Source organism: Albidovulum marisflavi, assembly GCF_025751435.1.
Lineage (GTDB): Bacteria > Pseudomonadota > Alphaproteobacteria > Rhodobacterales > Rhodobacteraceae > Albidovulum > Albidovulum marisflavi.
The window spans coordinates 294,809-315,235 of the sequence record NZ_JAOWKY010000001.1 but is presented as its reverse complement, the minus strand read 5'-3'; the positions used below and the strand labels follow the sequence as shown (position 1 = coordinate 315,235).

17 protein-coding genes are annotated in these 20,427 nt (G+C 64.1%); 7 read left to right on the top strand and 10 right to left on the bottom strand.

Going from position 1 to position 20,427, the window contains the following annotated elements; translation table 11 throughout:
- Positions 1–46 precede the first annotated feature (46 nt).
- The gene (pncA, locus tag OEW28_RS01605; protein WP_263732980.1) at positions 47–652 is read right to left on the bottom strand and encodes a bifunctional nicotinamidase/pyrazinamidase; all 606 of its coding nucleotides are present in this window, start codon (positions 650–652) and stop codon (positions 47–49) included.
- 95 nt (positions 653–747) lie between these two features.
- Here pncA and trhO point away from each other — a divergent pair, with 95 nt between their 5' ends.
- Positions 748–1,650, top strand: coding sequence for an oxygen-dependent tRNA uridine(34) hydroxylase TrhO (trhO, locus tag OEW28_RS01600; RefSeq protein ID WP_263732979.1), 903 nt, complete (start codon positions 748–750; stop codon positions 1,648–1,650).
- Here the strand turns inward: trhO and OEW28_RS01595 are convergent, their stop codons facing one another.
- From OEW28_RS01595 to OEW28_RS01580, 4 genes are all read right to left on the bottom strand, one after another.
- A complete protein-coding gene (locus OEW28_RS01595) occupies positions 1,651–1,911 on the bottom strand; it encodes a spike base protein, RCAP_Rcc01079 family (protein WP_263732978.1) in 261 nt (86 codons plus the stop codon).
- Between the two features lie 115 nt (positions 1,912–2,026).
- Positions 2,027–2,863: a tyrosine-protein kinase family protein gene (locus tag OEW28_RS01590; protein WP_263732977.1), complete on the bottom strand. Its 837-nt coding sequence runs from the start codon at positions 2,861–2,863 to the stop codon at positions 2,027–2,029.
- A 20-nt stretch (positions 2,864–2,883) separates the two neighbouring features.
- Positions 2,884–4,425, bottom strand: a complete 1,542-nt coding sequence (locus OEW28_RS01585) for a GumC family protein (RefSeq protein WP_263732976.1) — start codon at positions 4,423–4,425, stop codon at positions 2,884–2,886.
- Positions 4,422–5,321 carry an ExeA family protein gene (locus tag OEW28_RS01580; protein WP_263732975.1) on the bottom strand — a complete coding sequence of 300 codons (900 nt, stop codon included), beginning with the start codon at positions 5,319–5,321 and terminating at the stop codon, positions 4,422–4,424. Before OEW28_RS01580 ends, OEW28_RS01585 begins: the two co-directional genes overlap by 4 nt.
- A gap of 435 nt (positions 5,322–5,756) precedes the next feature.
- On the opposite strand from OEW28_RS01580, the gene OEW28_RS01575 reads away from it, so the two are divergent.
- The 4 genes from OEW28_RS01575 (at position 5,757) to OEW28_RS01560 (ending at position 10,996) form a co-directional block, all read left to right on the top strand.
- Positions 5,757–6,434, top strand: coding sequence for a sugar transferase (locus OEW28_RS01575; RefSeq protein ID WP_263732974.1), 678 nt, complete (start codon positions 5,757–5,759; stop codon positions 6,432–6,434).
- Between the two features lie 60 nt (positions 6,435–6,494).
- Positions 6,495–8,888, top strand: a complete 2,394-nt coding sequence (locus tag OEW28_RS01570) for a tetratricopeptide repeat protein (protein WP_263732973.1) — start codon at positions 6,495–6,497, stop codon at positions 8,886–8,888.
- A gap of 158 nt (positions 8,889–9,046) precedes the next feature.
- Complete coding sequence (locus OEW28_RS01565) at positions 9,047–9,613, top strand: polysaccharide biosynthesis/export family protein (protein ID WP_263732972.1); 567 nt, start codon at positions 9,047–9,049, stop codon at positions 9,611–9,613.
- A 12-nt stretch (positions 9,614–9,625) separates the two neighbouring features.
- Positions 9,626–10,996 (top strand): hypothetical protein, encoded by a 1,371-nt coding sequence (locus OEW28_RS01560; protein WP_263732971.1) that lies wholly within the window; start codon positions 9,626–9,628, stop codon positions 10,994–10,996.
- A gap of 59 nt (positions 10,997–11,055) precedes the next feature.
- Here the strand turns inward: OEW28_RS01560 and OEW28_RS01555 are convergent, their stop codons facing one another.
- Both OEW28_RS01555 and OEW28_RS01550 read right to left on the bottom strand, forming a co-directional pair.
- Positions 11,056–11,823 (bottom strand): sulfotransferase-like domain-containing protein, encoded by a 768-nt coding sequence (locus OEW28_RS01555; RefSeq protein ID WP_459542638.1) that lies wholly within the window; start codon positions 11,821–11,823, stop codon positions 11,056–11,058.
- A 4-nt stretch (positions 11,824–11,827) separates the two neighbouring features.
- Positions 11,828–12,733 carry a D-amino acid aminotransferase gene (locus tag OEW28_RS01550; protein ID WP_263732970.1) on the bottom strand — a complete coding sequence of 302 codons (906 nt, stop codon included), beginning with the start codon at positions 12,731–12,733 and terminating at the stop codon, positions 11,828–11,830.
- Positions 12,734–12,875: 142 nt separating this feature from the next.
- Here OEW28_RS01550 and msrA point away from each other — a divergent pair, with 142 nt between their 5' ends.
- On the top strand, positions 12,876–13,499 hold the full coding sequence (msrA, locus tag OEW28_RS01545; RefSeq protein ID WP_263732969.1) for a peptide-methionine (S)-S-oxide reductase MsrA: 624 nt from the start codon (positions 12,876–12,878) through the stop codon (positions 13,497–13,499).
- Positions 13,500–13,538: 39 nt separating this feature from the next.
- Here msrA and OEW28_RS01540 read toward each other — a convergent pair whose 3' ends face one another.
- Complete coding sequence (locus tag OEW28_RS01540; protein ID WP_263732968.1) at positions 13,539–14,408, bottom strand: ribokinase; 870 nt, start codon at positions 14,406–14,408, stop codon at positions 13,539–13,541.
- Between the two features lie 3 nt (positions 14,409–14,411).
- Positions 14,412–16,673, bottom strand: a complete 2,262-nt coding sequence (locus tag OEW28_RS01535; protein WP_263732967.1) for an NADP-dependent malic enzyme — start codon at positions 16,671–16,673, stop codon at positions 14,412–14,414.
- A 177-nt stretch (positions 16,674–16,850) separates the two neighbouring features.
- Between OEW28_RS01535 and mutS the strand changes: the two genes are divergently transcribed.
- Complete coding sequence (gene mutS, locus OEW28_RS01530) at positions 16,851–19,466, top strand: DNA mismatch repair protein MutS (RefSeq protein WP_263734344.1); 2,616 nt, start codon at positions 16,851–16,853, stop codon at positions 19,464–19,466.
- Here the strand turns inward: mutS and OEW28_RS01525 are convergent.
- On the bottom strand, positions 19,463–20,335 hold the full coding sequence (locus OEW28_RS01525) for a LysR family transcriptional regulator (protein WP_263732966.1): 873 nt from the start codon (positions 20,333–20,335) through the stop codon (positions 19,463–19,465). The genes mutS and OEW28_RS01525 overlap by 4 nt on opposite strands.
- Positions 20,336–20,427 lie beyond the last annotated feature (92 nt).

Sequence of the window (20,427 nt, the reverse complement as noted above, 5' to 3'; positions counted from 1 at the left end):
TGCAACCCGGCACCCTGACTACGGCCGCCGAGTTAAGAATATCTGATCAGGCGAGCACAACCCCGGCATCGGTCATCGCGGTAAGCTGGGATGCGAGCGATCCGTCCAGATCGATGGCGCGGCAGGCGCTTTCGATCACGGTGACGCCGAAACCCAGCTTGACGGCATCCATCGCCGAATAGGCGACGCAGAAATCGGTCGCCAGGCCGACCAGCGTCACATGCGTCACCTCGCGCGCTCTGAGATAGCCCTCAAGCCCGGTCGGCGTCTGGCGATCGTTCTCGAAGAAAGCGGAATAGCTGTCGATCTTCGCGCGGAAGCCTTTGCGCAGGATCAGATCCGCGCGATCCGTCCGCAGCTGCGAATGGAATGCCGCGCCCGGTGTCCCCTGCACGCAATGGGCGGGCCAAAGGACCTGCGGCCCGTAGGGCATCTCGGTCAGCGAAAAGGGCGCGGCCCCGTCATGGTTGTCCGCGAAGGAGGAATGGTCGGACGGATGCCAGTCCTGCGTCAGGACACGGACCTGAAACTCTTCCAGCAGGGCGTTGACCTCGGGGATGATCTCGTCTCCTCCGGCAACGGCAAGCGCGCCGCCGGGGCAGAAGTCGTTCTGGACGTCGATGACGACAAGCGCATCGGTTTCAGGACGCATGGGAACCTCCTTTTCTTCATTCATGGGTAGGGGCGGACGGCGCACCGGTCAATCCTGCCCTTGCCCCACGGTCCGCGCAGGCGTATCAGCGCGCCATGCTGACCGTTGCCGCACTATACCATTTTACCCACTTCGAGGATCCGGCGGCGTTGCGCGCGCCCTTGCTTGAGCTGTGCCAGAACGAAGGGATCAAGGGGACCCTTCTGCTGGCGCGCGAAGGGATAAACGGAACCATCGCCGGCACGCGCGCGGGTATCGATGCCGCCCTTTCGCACATCAGGGCGATGCCCGGGTGTTCGGATCTGGTGTGGAAGGAAAGCAGCGCGCAGGACATGCCCTTCGGCCGCATGAAGGTTCGCCTGAAGCGCGAAATCGTGACCATGGGCGAACCCGACATCGACCCGCGTGCCTCTGTCGGGCGCTATGTCGAGCCTGCGGAATGGAATGCATTGATCCGCGGAAACGGCGTCGCGGTGATCGACACCCGTAACGACTACGAGGTGGCGATTGGCACATTCTCCGGTGCGATCGACCCCGGCACCAAAAGCTTCCGCGAGTTTCCCGACTGGTGGCGCGACAATGCCCACAGATTCGCGGGCAAGCGCATTGCGATGTTCTGCACGGGCGGCATACGCTGCGAGAAATCGACCAGCTTTCTTGTCTCGCAAGGGGTCGAGGAGGTGTTCCACCTTAGGGGTGGGATCCTGAAGTACCTTGAAGAAGTGCCAGAGGATGAAAGCCTATGGCAGGGCGGATGCTTCGTCTTCGATGGCCGGGTCGCCATCGGACACGGCCTTCAGCCCACCGGGCATGACATGTGCCACGCCTGCCGGCGTCCATTGTCCGAAGATGAAAAAGCCCGCCCCGAATACGAGGCGGGCGTCAGCTGTCATCACTGCATCTCGGAGTATGACGATCGCGACCGCGCGCGGTTTCGGGAGCGTCAGAAGCAGGTCGAGATCGCCCAGGCGCGCGGCGTCCGGCATCTGGGCGGCTGATCACCACAGGCCGACGATATCCCCCGCCGTCGTTCCGGTTTGCAGCACGCGCGACACGCGGATCGGCAAGAGCGAGCCTGCGGCAACGTTGCGGAACATCGCGGACTGGCCGCCCGCCATGACAACGGCCAGATCGCCCGCCGAACCAACGAACATGGCACGCGGAAGGCTTGCCAGATCGGCGGCATCGCTTGGCACGATTGCGGCGGCCTCGCGCGCAGGGGCCGTAAGGGTCGTGGGAAGGTCGGAATACTTGTCCATCAGGGGCCTCCGGTCGGCAGTCTCATCTCGGATGCGCGACCGTTTGCGGCCGCGCTTCTGATCCGAGGTTCTGGACCGATCCCGTTAAGATTCCCGTTCCGGTGCGGGCGGCGTCCTACTCGTAATAGTCGTAGTAGCCGTAGCCGGCTGCATCATCCGGGTACCGGCACTTGTTCAGGACGATCCCGAGGACATTCGTCAACTGGCCCAGTTCCTTTTCGCAGAAATCGACGTTGGAAAGCTTGCTCATCTCGGCGGCGACGACCAGAAGGGCGCAATCGACCTGCCCCATCAGGTTGACATGGTCGTCCGCGGCCATCATCGGCGGCGTGTCGAAGATCATCACATCGGGTTGCCAGTCGCGCTGGATCGCCTCAAGGATCTCTCGGAAGCGTTCGCTCTGGAACAGTTCGGCAGGGTTGCTTCCGGGACCGGCGTTCAGGCCGACGACAAGATTGTCCGTGATGCGCGCGGCGACATCGAAGAAGGGAACGTCCCCCTTCAGCACCTCGTGCATCGAGTGGGCGGGTTCGTGCGCGACGATCTTGTGCAGGTTGGGTCGGCGGAAATCAAAATCGAAAAGCATCACGCGCATGTCCTTCTGCCGCGCGAGGCTGAGCGCAAGGTTCAGCGCGATCGTCGACTTCCCGCAGGCCGCTTCCGGAGAGGTGATGGCAAGCCGCGTCCACGCGTTTTCCTTCATGAGCCGCAGCGCGCGAGAGCGCAGGAGGTCATAGGGCGTGGCATCGCGGCCGCCCAGAAGCGCGCCGATCCGAAAGCGTCTGGCGCGCGCGGCAACGAAAGGGACAACGGGCACCGTCGACCAGTCTACCGGCTGGCCCGAGCGCACCGGAACCGCGACCGAGGTCTTGCGGCTGGGCGCAGCCGCTTCGCGCAGGACGGCCTTGCGCCGTTCCCTTGCCTTCGCCATTGCCGCTTCCAGCTTTTCCATAGCTTCGCTCCGACTTCCTGCTAGAGCCTGATTCCGATTTTCGCCGCGCCCTTGGTCAGGATCAGGTCAAGCGGCATGTAATAGGTGTGGATAGCATAGATCCCGGCCGGCAATCCAATTCCCACGATCACCAGGGTCAGGACGATCATCGTGCGCCGCGCCTGAACCTCGGCCGGCGTCTGCATGTAGGGAATGGTCGCGATCGGCGTGATGCCAAAGCTCTCGATAAGGTCCTTGGGCCGTCTGACCGCACGGTTAAGCAGTTCGATGAGCAGGACAAGGCCCAGACCCGCGCCGATGCTTCCGACCAGCCCCATCAGCACGATCGAGCGCCGCTTGGGCTTGCTCGGGCTGTCGGGCCTGGTGGCCGGTTCCAGAAGGGAAACGCGGGCACCCTTGGACAGAACCTCGATGCGTTCGCCCGTCGATGCGGCGGCCAGGTTCGCGACGGCGGTGTTGTACTGCTGCTGGATGTTCTCGTACTCGCGTTCGAGCCCGTCCAAGCCGATCTTGACCTCCGGCGTGCGTTCGATCGTGTCACGCAAAGTGGCGATCTGGTGGGACAGCTCGGCCCTTTGGGCCTCAAGCTGCGACAGCCTCGTTTCGATGTCGGCGATCTGGAACTTGAGTGTCGTGGTCGCGCCGCCAGGTCCGTTGTCGAAGGCGCCCGTTTCGGTCTGCTCGCGCACGGTTCGCTCAAGCACCTCGACCTTCTCCTCCAGAATGCGGATACGTGGATTGCTTTCGGAATAGATGATGCGCGCCTGCGCCAGTTGGTCGCGCAGCAGCGTAAGCTGACGCGCCTCATCGGTCTGGGGCAACGCTCCCACGCCAGCGGTCACAGCAGCGTCGTAGATCGCCACAAGCCGATCCTTCTGGTCGTTCGACAACTCGATGTCCCGTTCCGCCGCCGCCAACCGCTCCTGAAGCTGGGCAAGCTGCGTCATCCGAAACTGCAGCGTATCGGGCAGCGCATCGGAGTTGGCGTTCTGGTACTGAAGGATTTCCGCGCTCAGATAGGACAGCCTTTCGGACAGGCGGCTTGTTTCCTGCTGGAAGAATTCCAGCGTGTCCTGCGCTGCCGCGATGCGGACATCCACGTCAGCCTCAAGCACGATGGACACGTAGTCACCGACCACCGCCGTGGCGATTTCCCCCGTCCTTGCGGCAAAGGCGACAGTCATGAGCGTCGCCTGCTGCTGGCCGCCGCGGATGAAGATGTCGGTCTGACCGATCATCGCCGCCACGATCTCATTCGGGGTCATGTTGTCGATGTTCTCGAAGACGTCATGCTCCCTGGCGATCCCAAGCAGGTTTTCCCGTGTCATCAGCCGCTGCTCGAGGACCTGCAACTTTTCCAGCGAAGCGGATCTGACCGTCGGCGCGGCCATTGCGTCGGGGATCTGGGACGATTCAAGCAGCAGCTTCGCTTCCGACTCATACTGGCGCGGCAGCACGAGCGCGAGCGCCACCGAGAACGCGGTGATGACGATTACCGTCGCCAGGAAGATCGGCAGGCGCCTGCGAAAGACGGCGAGGTAGAAGGCCAGATCCAGATTCATTTCCGTTTCTCATCCTCTGCCTGGATCTGCGCGGCAAAGAACACGCCGTCATCCAGGACGGACTGGACCACGTGTTCGTCCACCCGGTAATTGTCGGTTGTCCAGGCATAAAGCAGCGACATGTCGCAGAGCTGGTTCATCAGACGTGGAACGCCCTTCGTCACGCCAAAGATCCGCTTGATCGCGGCGCGGGTGATTTCCTTGCCGGTTCCGCCCGCTGCGGTCAGCCTGTGCGCCACCATTTCCACAGCGCCGGCTTCGTCCAGGGGCTTGAGATGGAAGCTCGCCGCGATCCGCTGCGCGAGTTGACGCAACGAGGGATCGAGCACCATCTCTCTAAGTTCGGGCTGACCAACCAGCACCAGTTGGATCACCTCGTCCTTGCCGGTGTTGATGTTCGTCAGCATCCGGAGTTCTTCAAGGCTTTCGCCCGACAGGTTCTGCGCTTCGTCGAAGATCAGCACGACCCTGCGGCCCGCGGAATATTCGTCGATCAGGAAGTCCTGAAGCCGCTGGAACATCCGCACATAACCTTCGGATGCATCGAAGCTGACCCCGAGAGCGTTCAGAACCCATTGGATCAGTTCCCCGCGCCCGCCCTGCGCGTTCGAGATCAGGCCAACAGTCGCTCGGGCCTCGAACTGGCGAAGGAGTTCGCGCAGCAGCGTCGTCTTCCCGCAGCCTACGCCGCCCGTGACCAGAGTGATCGGCGCGCGTGACATGATGCCGAACTCCAGCACCGAATAGGCACGGCGGTGTTGCGGCGACCAGAACAGGAAATCCGGGTCTGGCACCAGCGTGAAGGGACGTTCGCGGAACCCGAAGAAATCGAGATAGAATCCGATCGCCGAACCATCATTGTGGTCGCTGCCCGTCATCTCGTGCGGTCGGCTCATCGTGCTCAACGTCTTTCACTCATCACAAGGGGGTAGGGCAAGACCGGCGCACTCTGCCGGCAGACGGGGTCCCCTGACACCGGAATCACTTGTACCTTGTTAGCCTGAAATCGAATCGAAGTCTTGTTCATGCAAGCCATTCTGATCCCTCTGCGGAAACAATTATCGACAAGTGTTAACTTGTGTTTACCATTTAGAAACCGAGTCGCTGCCTGATCGCCGATCGACCAATCAGCTATGTCCCACACACGCCTCATTAAAGCCTTTTTTTTGACAAATTTGCCGTTCGGCCCAATTGCGGATTTGTGCGACTCCCTCTGAATGCTAAGATCGCGCGGAGGCGAGTTTGATCTTTCGCAGGTGTAATGAGTTTAGGGCAACTACGCCCCAGGGATCCGGGAGCTGCCCCCGGATATGTGCTGTATGACTTTGCAAATGAACAATCTTTCCGAGGCTCTTGCGCAAAAGGTTGCGCCTGCTGGCTTGGTTCACGTTCCCCATCAATCGGGGCTCTACCGGAACATCTTCAAGCGCGTCATGGACATCATGCTCGTGCTTGCGGGGTCCGTGATCGTGCTTCCGCTGATCGGCTTTCTTGCGATCCTGGTCGCGGTGGATGGGCATAGTCCGTTCTACCGCTCCGACCGCGTGGGTAGAAACGGTCGAACCTTTCACATGCTCAAGTTGCGCACGATGGTACCCGGCGCCGACCGGATGCTCAGGGATTACCTGGCGCAGAACGAAGCAGCCCGCCGGGAATGGGAAAGCAAGCAGAAGCTGAGCTCGGATCCCCGGATCACACGCATCGGCCGCTTCCTTCGCAAGTCGTCGCTGGACGAGCTTCCCCAGCTTTGGAACGTGCTGGTAGGAGAGATGTCGCTGGTCGGGCCCCGTCCGATGCTGCCCGAGCAGCGCGACCTTTACAGCGGCCTTTCCTATTATGCTCTGCGCCCGGGCGTAACCGGGCTGTGGCAGGTGTCCGAGCGCAACACCTGCGAATTCGCGCGCCGCGCGGAGTTTGACCGGCAGTATGAACGCGACCTGTCTCTGCCGGGTGACCTGCTGATCCTCGCGGCCACGCTGCGCGTCGTGGTCAAGGGCACCGGCTGCTGAACACCTTCCTCAACGCCCGGCGCGGCCCAGTCCGCGCCGACCCGATCGTGAGGGCTTGGGATGTCCATCCGTTCGTCGATCGCAACGATTGCACTCTGCAGCCTGATGCTGTCCGGCTGCGACACCGCGCACGGGCAATCCCGCGCCGCCATGGCCGCGCTTCGCGATCGCTTCGATCTGGACGATGTCCACAGGATGGCGCGGACCATGTATGCGGATCAACTGCGCGCGGGCGGCAGTCATGCGGATGCCTATGCGCAGTACGCAAAGCTCGCAGACCTGTTTCCCGGCAATGCCCGTGCGCTTGCCGCGCTCGCGGAGATGTCCGTCGTTGCAGGAAGGTGGGCGGATGCAGAACGTTACACACAGGCGGCGCTTGGCATCGACCCGGCGCATGTTCCGGCCAGGATCGTCCGGCTCGTGCTTGACTACACGCGCGCGGTCAACGCTGGTGATGGCGCCGAGCTGTCGAAGGTGGCCGAGCGCATCCCCGAACTTCGCGCCGCCAAGCCCGATGACATGCTCTTGCGCCGCATGGCGATCTCGGAAGGGCTGCGTCGGCACGACCTTGCCGGCGTGATCGAAGAACTGAACATCGCCATTCTCCAGTCGCCCGAGGACAGATCGCTGCACGCCCTCAGACTGTCGGTTCACATGCAGGCGGACGACATCGATGCGGTGCAGGCCGAGATCGCGTCCCTGACCGAACATTTTCCCGACGATCCGGGCATGACGCAGTCGGTCGTAGCCTGGTACGAGGAACGCGGTGCGTTCGATCTGGCAGAGGACTACCTTCGCCAGCGCGCGAATGCCCGGCGCGACGACCAGGCGGCTCTGGGCGCGCTGCTGCGATTCCTTGTGGAAAGGCGCGGGCTTGACGCCGCGCTTCGGGAACTCGACAACCGCATCGAAACGGAGGGAAGCACAAGCTTTCTGCAGGCGGCCTTGGCTTCCATCCAATTCGATTACGGCCACCATGACGATGGGCTTCGCGCCCTGCGCGCGGCTGTCGCCGCCGCCGGCCCGGATGAGGACGTGATCACGCTGAAGCTGGCGCTGGCGCATATGCTGAAGGCGACCGGACACGACGCCGAGATGCTTGCCGAGGTCCAGGACATCCTCGCACGCGAGCCGCAGGAAACCGAGGCGCTGAAGCTCAAGGCCGGCTGGCTCATTGCGGATGACCAGACGGGCGAGGCGATCGGTATCCTGCACGGCGCGATCGGGATCGCGCCGCAGGACCCGGAGGTGATGACTCTGCTGTCAGAGGCGCATAGCCGGGACGGAGACCGCGATCGCGCGCGCCAGATGTTGTCCCTGGCGGCGCGCGCCTCCGGTCTGGCTCCGGCGGAAACGCTGCGCTATGCGCGCTATCTTTCGACCGAAGGCGATGGCCTGGCTGCGGAAAGCGTCCTTATCGCCGCCCTGCGCCGCGCGCATGGGGATATTGCCCTGCTTGACGAACTTGGCCGCGTCTACATCGAGATGAAGGATTGGCCGCGCGCCCGCGACGTTGCCCGCGCACTCGACAGGTCGGACGAAGATCGCGCGCGCGCCCTGTCCGTGCCGATCTGGACGGCCGTTCACGCCGCAGAGGGGCCCGAAGGCGCCGTTTTGACCTATCTCGACACGCTTTCGCGGGCCGCTGCGGATTCAAGCTCGGTCCAGCTTGCGATCGTGAAGGCGTATCTTGACGCCGGTCAGCCGGGTGGGGCCTTGAGGATTGCCGACCGGCTTCTTCAGGCAGAGCCGGGAAACACGCAGCTTCTCTTTGTCTCCGCGATGGCGCGGGAGCGGGCCGGCCAACTTGCCGCCGCGGCATCGGGCTACCGGGCGATCATCGAGTCCGGCCAGGCCAACCCGGAGGTCTGGACCGGACTTGCACGCGTGCTGACGCTTCTGCCAGGCCGCCTTGACGAGGCCGCGGCGGTTCTGGACCGGGCGCTTGGTGCCTTTCCCGGCAATCCCGCGCTTCTGTGGATCCGCGCGGGCGTGCATGAGAGCCGGCAGGAATATGACTCCGCCATCAGGATCTACGAGCTTCTCTATGCGCTGGATGGCTACAGCATGACCGCCGCAAACAATCTGGCCAGCCTTCTTTCGAACCGGCGCGCCGAGGATCCGGACAGCCTGGCACGGGCCCGCGTGGTCGCGCGGCGCCTGCGCGGCAGCCCCGAGCCGCGCGATCGGAGCACCTATGGCTGGGTCGCCTATCTGTCGGGCAACTACGAAACCGCGCGCGAGGTCTTTGAGGATGCCGCGGCATCACTGGGTTCCGACCCGCTTGTCCGCTACCATCTGGCGCTGACCTACGAGGCGCTTGGCCAGATTCGCGAAGCCCGCGAACAATACGAAATGCTCGCGGGCATTGTCGCCCCGAATGACACGAGAGAGTTCGTCCTGAAGGCGCGCGCTTTTCTCGACGCCGACAAGCAGCCGGGCCTGATCGAGTAACAATTATTTAAAATCAATGCCTTGAGAAATCTTGGCCCTGCAAATGTCGACCCAGGACAACAACATTGCCGTTTGTCAGTCCCGCGATATGCCGTATTCTTGCCATAGTTCCTGTCAGATTGGGTGCCCTCATGTATAAGCTTATTCTTGGCCTCGTCATGGCCGCACTGACCGCCCCTGTTGCCTGGGCTCAGAACTCCTACACGATCCGCTCCGGTGACGTCCTCCAGATGGAGGTGGTCGAGGATCCCTCCCTCAACCGCAGCCTTCTGGTTCTGCCCGACGGCAGCGTTTCCGTCCCCACCGTCGGCACCGTCAGGGCCGCCGGACAGTCGATCGACTCGATCCGCTCTGCGATTCAGGGCGCTCTTGCACCCAATTTCGCATCCACTCCGACCGTCTATCTTGCGGTTGGCCAGGTTGCCCCGGCGGTGTCGGGTGGCGGCGCGACGATCCCCGTCTACATCATGGGCGAAGTCGCCAATCCGGGTAAGATGCGCATCGCCAAGGGAACGACCCTGCTGCAGTTCCTGGCCGAAAGCGGTGGATTTACGCGCTTTGCTGCAACAAAACGAATCCAAGTTCAAAGGACGGATCGCAAATCCGGTGAAGTGAAGGTATATGCTTTCAACTACAAAGCGGTTCAGAATGGCGGTTCGGCATCAAACATCGTTCTGAGCAGCGGAGATGTGATCGTCGTGCCGGAGCGCCGACTGTTTGAATAGGACGGGGACAGAGTGGGGAATACAGGCAAACGGATCGCGGCCGCCGCGACCATAATAACCCTCGCGCCAACTTTCGCCGCTGCCCAGACGGGTGGCGGCGATGGCAATCCTGGAGGCCTTCAGATCGACGTCGGCGTGTCGACGGGTTTGACCTACGACAGCAACCTGTCGCTGGATCCCGGCGGAGATGACGCGTCGATCTGGGACACCGGACTGACCTTCGCGCTGTCCAGCGTCGCCGCCAACCAGCGTCTCGACCTGGTGGCCAGCGGGGTTCTCCGCTACATCGATTCCGGGGGCGACACCGATTTCGGCCTTGAGGATACGCGCCTGCGTTTCGGCTATCAGCGCGAAAGCCTGAACAGCCGGCTGGACCTCACGGCAAGCTACAGCGACGTCGACCGTGATTTCATCGATCCGTTCGTCGACACATCGGATTCCGGCAGCGGCGGCTCGGTTGCGACGACCGATCTGGGCTTGCGCTATGAAACCGGGCTGCAGGATCCGCTCGGCTTCTGGATCGACCTGAGCCACAACAAGGTCGACTACAGCGACACGACCGATCCGGACCTGGACGACAACCGGACAGACCGCGCCGAGATCGCGGCCCGGATGAACGTATCCCCGGTCAGCACAGTCACGCTTTCCGCGTCCGAGCGGCGCTACGAAGAAGATGTGACCCCCATCCAGACCGACCGCACGACGACGACGACCTACCTGGCCAGGCTGGAGCATGAGCTTGATCAGGTCTACACGCTGGATCTTGGGCTGGGCCATGCCCGGATCGAGGACGAAGAAGCGGGCCTCACCACCATCACCTCTGGCCTCGTCGGCTTCGTCGGTGCGACGCGCGCGATGACCAACGGCATCGCAACCGCCCGTCTTGAAACCGCGCTCGAAACCGAGGGGCGTCGGAGCAATCTGACCTTCGGCCGTGAAATGGAACTGCCGACAGGCACCTTCGCGGCCACGATCGGCGCCAGCCGCGCCCCGAACGGGGACGTGGATGCCATCGGCAGCCTTGCCTACGTTCAGCGGACGCGGACGGGCGAGCTTACGGTCATCCTGGCGCGCACGACCTATTCGGACGATGAGGACAACGTCATCGACACAAGCGCGAGCGCGAGCTACCGGCACGAGATCAACGCGGTTTCGCGCCTCGACTTCGGCGTCGCCTGGAGCCTTGTCGACCGTTCGTCCGGCGGACCGGAGGACGAGACGGAGTTCACCCGGATCAGCGCCGCCTATACGCGTGACCTGAACGCGGACTGGGACCTGACCGGAGGCGTGACCTATCGCGACCGTTCGGACACGGATGACGGCGATGCGGACTCGACGGCCGTATTCGTCACCCTTTCGCGCAACTACAGCTTCCGCCCCTGACAGGCCGGAAGCCGGTCGAAACGACAGAAACCGGCCTGAGGCAGACCCATGCGGGTGGCTCAGGCCGGACTGTTCGGATTGCGCCCGCTTTCACGCAGGATGCGCTCATAGTACGGCATCGCCTGATCAACGAGGCGCCGGTAGTCGGCAGCCAACTCTGGCAGCGGACCCTCGGGCGCACCGAACCCGGTCGATGCGTGGACAGCGTTGTACCAATGTGATGCCCAGATCCCGTCGAACGGCTTCGGACCTGCCGGCCATGACAGCATCCGCTCGGTGAACGGAAGCTGAAGCGTGTGACAAAGGCTTTCCAGCGCATCTCTCGGATTGGTGCGGATATCGTGGCTGTCGATGACCGCCGGCGCGCGGCCAAGCCAGTCGGCCACCTGATCGAAAAGTTCCGCCTGCTGCACGAACCCGATGTCGGCAAGGGTGGGACCTTCGCGCTTTTGCGCGTAGCTTGCAACGACACGCGCCGGATGGCGGATCAGGAAGACATTCGTGCAGTCCCGCATGAAGCCGCGATCGAAGCCGTCGATCATGTGCAGCGTCATATGCTTCTGGTAGAAGATCGCCTGCCCGTCCGGCGCCGGTCCACGACAGGCCGCAGCCACGCGATCGGGATCGGCGTCATGCGCGGTCATGATCTCTTGCCGCATGGGGTGGTCGATGCCGGTCGCCTTTAGATAGGCCGCATAGAACGGTTCGTCCCAGACGGCACAGTCGCCGCGCGCGGCAAAAGCGTACATCATCGCGGTCGAAAGATTCCGGGGGCCGGACCACATGGCGATGCGGCGGGGCTCGGGCAAGGTCGCGGCCTGTTCCATCGCCCTACCTCCCTGCCGCGACCAGCGCCTTGTAAAGCGCGCGGATCCTTTCGGTCATCGGACCAAGCTCTCCGGTCCCGATGGTACGGCCGTCGATCTGCCCGACTGGCGTTTGTGCGCCGAACGTGCCGGTCAGGAAAGCCTCGTCCGCCGAATAGGCGTCGACCAGGCTGAAGTTGCGCTCGAACACCGGGATCCCGTTCGCACGGCAGACATCGATCACCTTCTGCCGCGTGATGCCGTTCATGCAGTAGTCCCCGGTCGAGGTCCACACCTCGTCCTTGCGGACGATGAAGAAGTTGCAGGCATTGGTGGTGTTCACAAAGCCATGCACGTCCAGCATCAGCGCCTCGTCCGCCCCGGCCTTTTCCGCGGCGATGCAGGCCAGGATGCAGTTCAGCTTGGAGTGAGAATTCAGCTTGGGGTCCTGCGTCATCGGCAGGCCGCGCATGTGCGGAACGGTCGCCAAACGGATCGGCCGGGGCAGCCTGGGGCGCGAATGTTCCATGATGATCGCCATGGTCGGACCCGAGCGCGACAGTGCGGGATGCTGGAACGGCCTGGCTTTCACCCCGCGCGTGACCATCAGCCGGGCGTGGGCGTCGCTCTGCATGGCGTTGGCGGCCTGCGTGTCGAACAGCGCCTGCTTCACACCTTCGCGGTCCATCCCGATGTCCAGATCGATCGCCTTGGCGGCCTCGAACAGCCGGTCCAGATGCTCTTCCAGGAACGCCCAGCGCCCGTCGTAAAGCCGCAGGCCCTCCCACACGCCGTCGCCCAGCATGAAGCCTGAATCGTACACGCTGACCATCGCGTCCCGTTTCGGCACAATGCGGCCGTTCAGGTAGATCAGGATGTCCTCGTTGCGGGCGTCTTCCTCGGCCTGATGGGTGCTCACATGGTCGGTCATTGTGTTTCCCTCGCTGCTGGCAGGACCCTATCGGGGCCGCCAGCTCGGGGAAAGGGGTGTTCACGTGACGATGAGCTCACGCGAAGATGAGTTGCTTCCGCGGGGCATGTCCGCAGGATTGCCGCAACAGAAGGAGGTTGTCATGCGTTTCCTGGTTCTGGCCCTCGGCCTTGCCCTAGCCGGTCCGGCATCTGCCGCGACGGAGACAGCCATCGTGGCTGGTGGTTGCTTCTGGTGCGTCGAAAGCGATTTCGAAGGCGTGCCGGGCGTCAAGGAGGTGGTTTCGGGCTATACCGGCGGCACGGTGGATAACCCGACCTACAAGCAGGTCAGCCGCGGCGGCACCGGGCATTACGAGGCGGTCGAGATCCGCTTCGACGACACGAAGGTCAGCTATGGCCAGCTGATCGACATGTTCTTCCGCTCGATCGATCCGACCGATGCGGGCGGGCAGTTCTGTGACCGCGGCGAAAGCTACCGCACCGCGATCTTCGTGAAGAACGCGGAACAGCGGGCCATCGCCGAAAGGGCGAAGGCAGAGGCCGAGGCGGCCTTGGGCCAGAAGATCGTGACGCCGATCCTGGACACCGCGCCGTTCTGGCGGGCAGAGGACTACCACCAGGATTACTACAAGGGATCAAGCATCGTGCTGACCCGGCGCGGGCCAAAGGTGCAGTCCAGCGCCTACGACTTCTACCGGGAGGCCTGCGGCCGCGATCAGCGGGTGAAACAGCTTTGGGGCGATGCGGCACCCTTCGTGCACTGATCACTTCGCCCGGCCCTCGAGAAGGCCATCAGGCGCGCATCAGGTCCCGAACGCCGCAACCTCTGCGGCGGATGGGATCGCATCTGCCGTCCCCCGGCGCGTGACCTTCAGCGCCGCGGCCTTCGCAGCCCAGGCCAGCGCCGCCTGGGGCTTTTGCCCCAGATCGAGCCCCGCACAGAAATAGCCCGCGAAGGTGTCGCCCGCACCCGTGGTGTCCTGCGCCTTGACCGACAGCGCCGGGGCGAAGGCGCGGTTGCCGTCACGGTGCCGCCACTCGGCGCCCTGGGCGCCTCGCGTGATCAGGATCTCGGGCACGTCCAGCGCCTCGATCGTGGTGTCGAGCGCGGCGCAAAGCTGCTCGGCCTCGACCGCGTTTAGGATCAGAAGCGTCGTGAACGGAAGGACGGCGCGCACGGCCGTCGGGTCGAAGGGCGCTGCGGAATAGACGACGCGCAGGCCAAGGTCGCGGCCGTGGCGTGCGGCCTTTTCCTGGTGTGCTGTTTCGTTCTGCAGCAAGAGTGTGTCGCCTGGCGCGGCCTCGGACAGAGCGGAGACGACCTTGGGAAACGGCAGCGCAAGATTGGCGCCCGGAAACAGCACAATGGCGTTCTCTCCCGTTGCGTCCACGTTGATGATCGCGTGACCCGTCGGCGTTTCCAGAACCGAGACATGCGTCGTGTCGACGCCCGCCCCATTCAACCGTTCCACAGTCCAGGCGCCCTCGGGCCCGACCGCGCCGATGTGCACCGTCCGCGCGCCGGCCTTTGCGGCGGCGGTGGACTGGTTGGCGCCCTTGCCGCCAAGCCCGATGCCGTAAGCCGTGGCGGCCAGGGTTTCACCGGGTGCGGGCAGGTGCGGCACGCTGTAGAAGTGGTCTATGTTGATCGAGCCAAGGTTGTGGATCGCCATCGCCTAGTGCCCGAGCCGACAGGCCGCGATCACCGCCATGTTCAGGATGTCGTTGACGGTCGAACCGGTCGAGCAGATCTGAATCGGCTTGTCCACGCCCGTCAGGATCGGTCCGATCACCGTGGCGCCTGCCATTTCCTGCATCAGCTTGACCGAGATCGACGCCGAATGGCGTGCGGGCACGACCAGAACGTTGGCCGGGCCGGTCAGGCGGCAGAAGGGATAATGCGCCATCTGATCGACGTTCAGGGCCACGTCCACCGTCATCTCGCCTTCGTATTCGAAATCGACGCCCCGCTTGTCCAGCACTTGCGGCGCGCGGTGCATCTTTGTCGCCCGCTCGCTGACCGGATAGCCGAAGGTCGAAAACGACAGGAACGCCACACGGGGTTCCAGCCCAAGTCCGCGCGCGACCGACACGCCGCGCTCGGCGATGTCGGCCAGGTTGTTCTCGTCCGGCCACTCCTGCACCAGGGTGTCCCCGATCAGCACGATCTTGCCCTTGTGCAGAACCGCGGTGATGCCCACAGCCCCGTCGGTGTCCTTTACGTCGAAGACCCTGCCGATCAGTTCAAGAACATGCGCCGACTTCCGGGTCGCCCCTGTTACCAACCCGTCGCCATGGCCGTGCGCCAGCATCAGCGCCGAAAAGACGTGCCGGTCGCGCGCTGCAAGGCGGTGAATGTCGTGGCGGTCGAAACCCTTGCGCTGAAGACGCGCATACAGGAAGTCCTTGTATTCGCTCAGGTGCCGGGTGTTGGCGGCGTTCACGACCTCGATTTCCTTGACCGCGTCGGCAAGGCCCTCTGCGGTCAGCTTTTCCCTGACGTCCTGGTCACGGCCGACGACCAGCGCCCTGCCCAGGCCCGCGCGCTGATAGGCGACGGCGGCGCGCAGAACCCGGGGATCGTCCCCTTCCGCGAAGATCATCCGCGCCTGCGCCTGACGCGCGCGGGCGTGGATACCCTGAAGGATCGACGCCGTCGGGTCCATCCGCGACTTCAGGCTAAGTTCGTAGCCGGGCATGTCGATGATCGGACGCCGCGCCACGCCGGTGTCCATTCCCGCCTTGGCCACCGCCGGGGGGATCACGTAGATGAGCCGGGGGTCGAACGGCGTGGGAATGATGTAGTCGCGCCCGAAGGTCAGCTTGCGGCCATAGGCCATCGCCACCTCGTCGGGCACGTCTTCGCGCGCGAGCCGGGCCAGCGCCTGGGCACAGGCGATCTTCATCTCGTCGTTGATCGCGCGCGCATGGATGTCGAGCGCGCCGCGGAAAAGGTAGGGGAAGCCCAAGACGTTGTTGACCTGGTTGGGATAGTCGGACCGGCCTGTGGCGACGATGGCGTCGGGGCGGACGGCGTGCGCCTCTTCCGGGGTAATCTCCGGATCCGGGTTGGCCATGGCGAAGATCACCGGATTTGGGGCCATGCTTTCGACCATGGCCTGCGTCACGGCGCCTTTCGCGGAGACCCCGAGGAAGACATCGGCGTCCTTCATCGCGTCTTCCAGTGTACGCGCTTCGGTCCTTGCGGCGTGCGCGGACTTCCACTGGTTCATCCCCTCGGCCCGGCCCTGGTAGATGACGCCCTTGGTGTCGCACATGATGCAGTTGTCATGCCGCGCGCCCATGGCCTTGATCAGCTCCAGACAGGCGATGCCCGCCGCGCCAGCGCCGTTGAGGACGATCTTGCAGTCCTCGATCTTCTTGCCGCTGATCTCCAGCGCGTTGATCAGGCCCGCGGCGCAGATGACCGCCGTGCCATGCTGGTCGTCATGGAACACCGGAATGTCCATGATCTCCTTCAGGCGCTGTTCGATGATGAAGCATTCCGGGGCCTTGATGTCCTCAAGGTTGATGCCGCCGAAGGTGGGGCCCATCAGGCTGACCGCCTTGATGATCTCGTCCGGATCTTCCGTATCAAGCTCGATGTCGATGGCGTTCACGTCGGCGAAGCGCTTGAACAGGACCGCCTTCCCCTCCATCACCGGCTTCGAGGCCAGCGCGCCCAGGTTGCCAAGGCCAAGGATGGCGGTGCCGTTCGAGATGACGGCCACCATGTTGCCCTTGGTCGTGTAGTCATAGGCGGTTTCGGGCGCCGCGGCGATCGCCTCGACCGGAACCGCCACGCCGGGCGAATAGGCCAGCGAAAGATCCCGCTGCGTGGCCATCGGCTTCGACGCGTTGATCTCGTACTTCCCCGGCGTGGGATTGAGGTGATACGAAAGCGCCTCTTCCGGAGTGATGCGGTTCTTGCTGGCCATTTGCGACGTTTCCTTGTGCCTTTGCGTCGTCATAGCGAGCGGGCAGTGCATCCACAATAACAGCGCCCCCAAAGTTAGCGCAAAAAGACTTGCCCCTTTCCGCCCCCGTCGGGCTTTTGTAGGGTCGCGGCGGATCAGGGGGGCACCGTGAACGCAAGCGACGGCATCGTGACGCCAATGATGGCGCAGTATCTGGAGATCAAGGGGCGCTATGCCGACGCGCTGCTGTTCTACCGGATGGGCGACTTCTACGAGATGTTCTTTGACGACGCGGAAGCGGCGGCGGCGGCGCTCGACATCGCGCTGACCAAGCGCGGCCAGCACCTGGGCAAGGACATCCCGATGTGCGGCGTGCCGGTCCATGCTGCGGAAGGCTACCTGCTAACGCTGATCCGCAAGGGGTTCCGCGTGGCCATCGCCGAGCAGATGGAAGACCCGGCCGAGGCGAAGAAGCGCGGGTCGAAATCCGTGGTCGCACGCGATGTCGTGCGGCTGGTCACGCCCGGCACCCTGACCGAGGAGACGCTGCTTGAAGCGCGGCGTCACAACTACCTTGCCGCCTGGGCCGAGGTCCGCGATGCGGCGGCCCTGGCCTGGGTCGACATATCGACCGGCGAGTTCCGCGTTGTGCCCTGCCCGGCCCCGCGCCTTGGACCGGAACTGGCGCGACTGGCCCCGCGCGAACTTCTGGTAAGCGAGGCACTGTCGCAGGATCGCGCCGACCTCATCGGGGATACCGGCCTGCCGGTCACCCCGCTTGCGCGCGCCGCCTTCGACAGCGCGGGAGCCCAACGCAGGCTTTGCGCGCTATACGACGTCGCCACCGCTGAAGGGTTCGGAACCTTCGACCGCGCGGAAACCGCCGCGATGGGGGCGATCGTCGAATACCTGGACCTGACCCAGCGTGGGAAGCTTCCCCTGTTGCGGCGCCCGGTCAAGGAGATGCCGGGCGGCGTGGTCCAGATCGACGCCGCGACGCGCCGCAACCTCGAGATCACTCAGGCGCTTTCGGGCGGGCGCGAGGGATCGCTGATCGCTGCCATCGACCGGACCGTGACGGCAGCCGGCGCACGGCTTCTTGAGCGCCGGCTTGCCGCGCCTTCGCGCGATCTTGGGGTCATACATGACCGCCTGGAGGGCGTAAGGCACCTGGTTGATGCCTCCCAGCTGACCGAGGCGCTGCGGATACAGCTGCGCAAGGTTCCGGACATCGACAGGGCGCTGTCGCGGCTTGCACTGGAACGCGGTGGGCCGCGCGACCTTGCTGCGATCCGGGCCGGGCTGGCCGAGGCGGAAATCATCTCCGGGCAATTGTCCACCGGCACCCCGTCACGCCTGGCCGAGGAGGCCCGCAACCTTCTGGGTTTTCGTGAGCTTGTCGATCTGCTCGAGGCGGCACTGGTCGCGGAACCCCCGCTTCTGATCCGTGACGGAGGGTTCATCGCGACGGGGCATGACAGCGAACTGGACGATGCGCGAGAACTGCGTGACCGTGGCCGCGGCGTAATCGGCCGGATGCAGGCGGAATACGCGGAACTGACCGGGATCCAGAGCCTGAAGATCAAGCACAACAACGTGCTGGGCTATTTCGTCGAAACCACGGCGACCCATGCGGAACGGATGCTTTCCGCGCCGCTGAACGAAACCTTCATCCACCGGCAGACGACCGCGAACCAGGTCCGCTTCACGACGGTTCCGCTGTCAGAGATGGAAACCCGCATCCTGAATGCCGGAAACCTGGCGCTCGAGATCGAGAAGCGCCTGTTCGAAGAACTCAGGGCCCAGGTGCTGAACGCCGCGGCGCAAATATCCACGGCGGCCCGCGCATTGGCGGAAATCGACCTGACCGCGGCCTTTGCCGATCTGGCACGGGGGGAGGACTGGTGCGAACCGAAGGTCGATGACAGCCGTGCATTCGAGATACGGGGCGGGCGGCACCCGGTCGTTGAGCGGGCGCTGCGCCGTTCGGGTGAAAGCTTCGTCGCCAACGACTGCGCGCTGACGGACGATCAGACGCCGGCGATCTGGCTGCTGACCGGTCCGAACATGGCGGGCAAGTCGACCTTCCTCAGGCAGAATGCGCTGATCGCGCTTCTGGCTCAGGCGGGCAGCTTCGTTCCCGCACGCAGCGCCCATATCGGACTGGTGAGCCAGCTGTTCAGCCGCGTTGGCGCCGCCGACGACCTGGCGCGGGGACGATCCACCTTCATGGTGGAAATGGTGGAAACTGCCGCAATCCTCAACCAGGCCGATGACCGCGCACTGGTGATCCTGGACGAAATCGGGCGCGGCACCGCGACCTATGACGGGCTTTCGATCGCCTGGGCCACGCTTGAACACCTGCACGAAAGCAACCGTTGCCGCGCGCTGTTCGCCACCCACTACCACGAGATGACGGCGCTCTCGCAGAAGCTTCATGGGGTGGAAAACGCCACAGTCGCCGTCAAGGAGTGGGAGGGTGAGGTCATCTTCCTGCACGAGGTACGCAAGGGAGCCGCGGATCGTAGCTACGGAGTTCAGGTTGCGCGGCTTGCCGGCCTGCCCGCCAGCGTGGTCGAGCGCGCAAAGGTCGTGCTTGAGGCGCTTGAGAAGGGCGAGCGCGAAGGGGGCACGCGCAAGCATGCGCTGATCGACGACCTGCCGCTCTTCAGTGCCGCCACGGTCGCGCCACCGCGCCCCGTCAAGGGCACCTCGCCGGTCGAAGAGCAGCTTCGCGGTCTGCATCCCGACGAGATGAGCCCTTTGGAGGCTTTGAAGGCGCTTTATGATCTGAAAGGACTGCTCGATCGCTAGGCAGGCCCGAATTCGCACAAAAGATCCGTCAACATCGACCACTGACGACGTGAAACAGTCTCTGTTCCAGCCAGAATCCAGTATGTTTCGCGCGGGCGCAGGACTGTGTCGCAAAGCTTGACCAGCCTGCCCTGACTGATTTCCCGTGCGCATAGCGGCAGCGAGGCAAGAAGCACCCCGGCCCCTTCGCGCGCGGCGGCAAGCGCTGCGGCGAAACTGTCGAACCGGACTGACGGGGCGGGAAGCGAGGGGCGCTTGGCCATCGCGCACCACTCTTTCCAGCCTGCCCTAGGTCCCGTGAGACCGATTGTGGGCAGGCGGCTCCACTCCCCGCCGAGAGCGACAAGGCCAGGCGCGGCCACGGGACAAAGCGCTTCGGGATAAAGCGGCGATTGGAACGGTTCGCGCCAGCCGCCAGCGCCATATCGAATGCGCACGGGTTGTGGCCCGGACCCGGCTTCAGCCGCCGAAAGCACCATCGTCTGGAACACCAGTTCCGGCCGCTGCTCAGGCGGCAATCCGGCCAGACGGGGCGCGATCCAAAGTTCCGTGACCGAGGCGCTGGCCGAAATGGCGATGCGCCTGCGCCGCGCGGCAAACAGCTCCTCGGCGCTTTGGCGCAAGGTCGTCAGCGCGTCCGAGACGGCCGGCAGCCAGGCTTCCCCCTCGACCGTCAGGACAACGCCGCGCGGCTGCCGCAGGAACAGGGGGGCGCCCAGCCGCGCCTCGAGATTGCCGATCCGCTGGCTAACGGCGGCCTGGGTCAGCCCAAGATCGCGCGCGGCAGCCGAAAAGCTGCCCGTTCGCCCGGCGGCCTCGAACGCGCGGACCCATTCCAGCGGCAAGTTGTCGAAGTTACGCCCATCCATAACCAAAACCGTTAGCAGCCTGACGTTTTGCTAAATTGCCATTATATGTGCGAACACGAAAGATACCCCGGCACAGGATCGCAGGAGGGTAT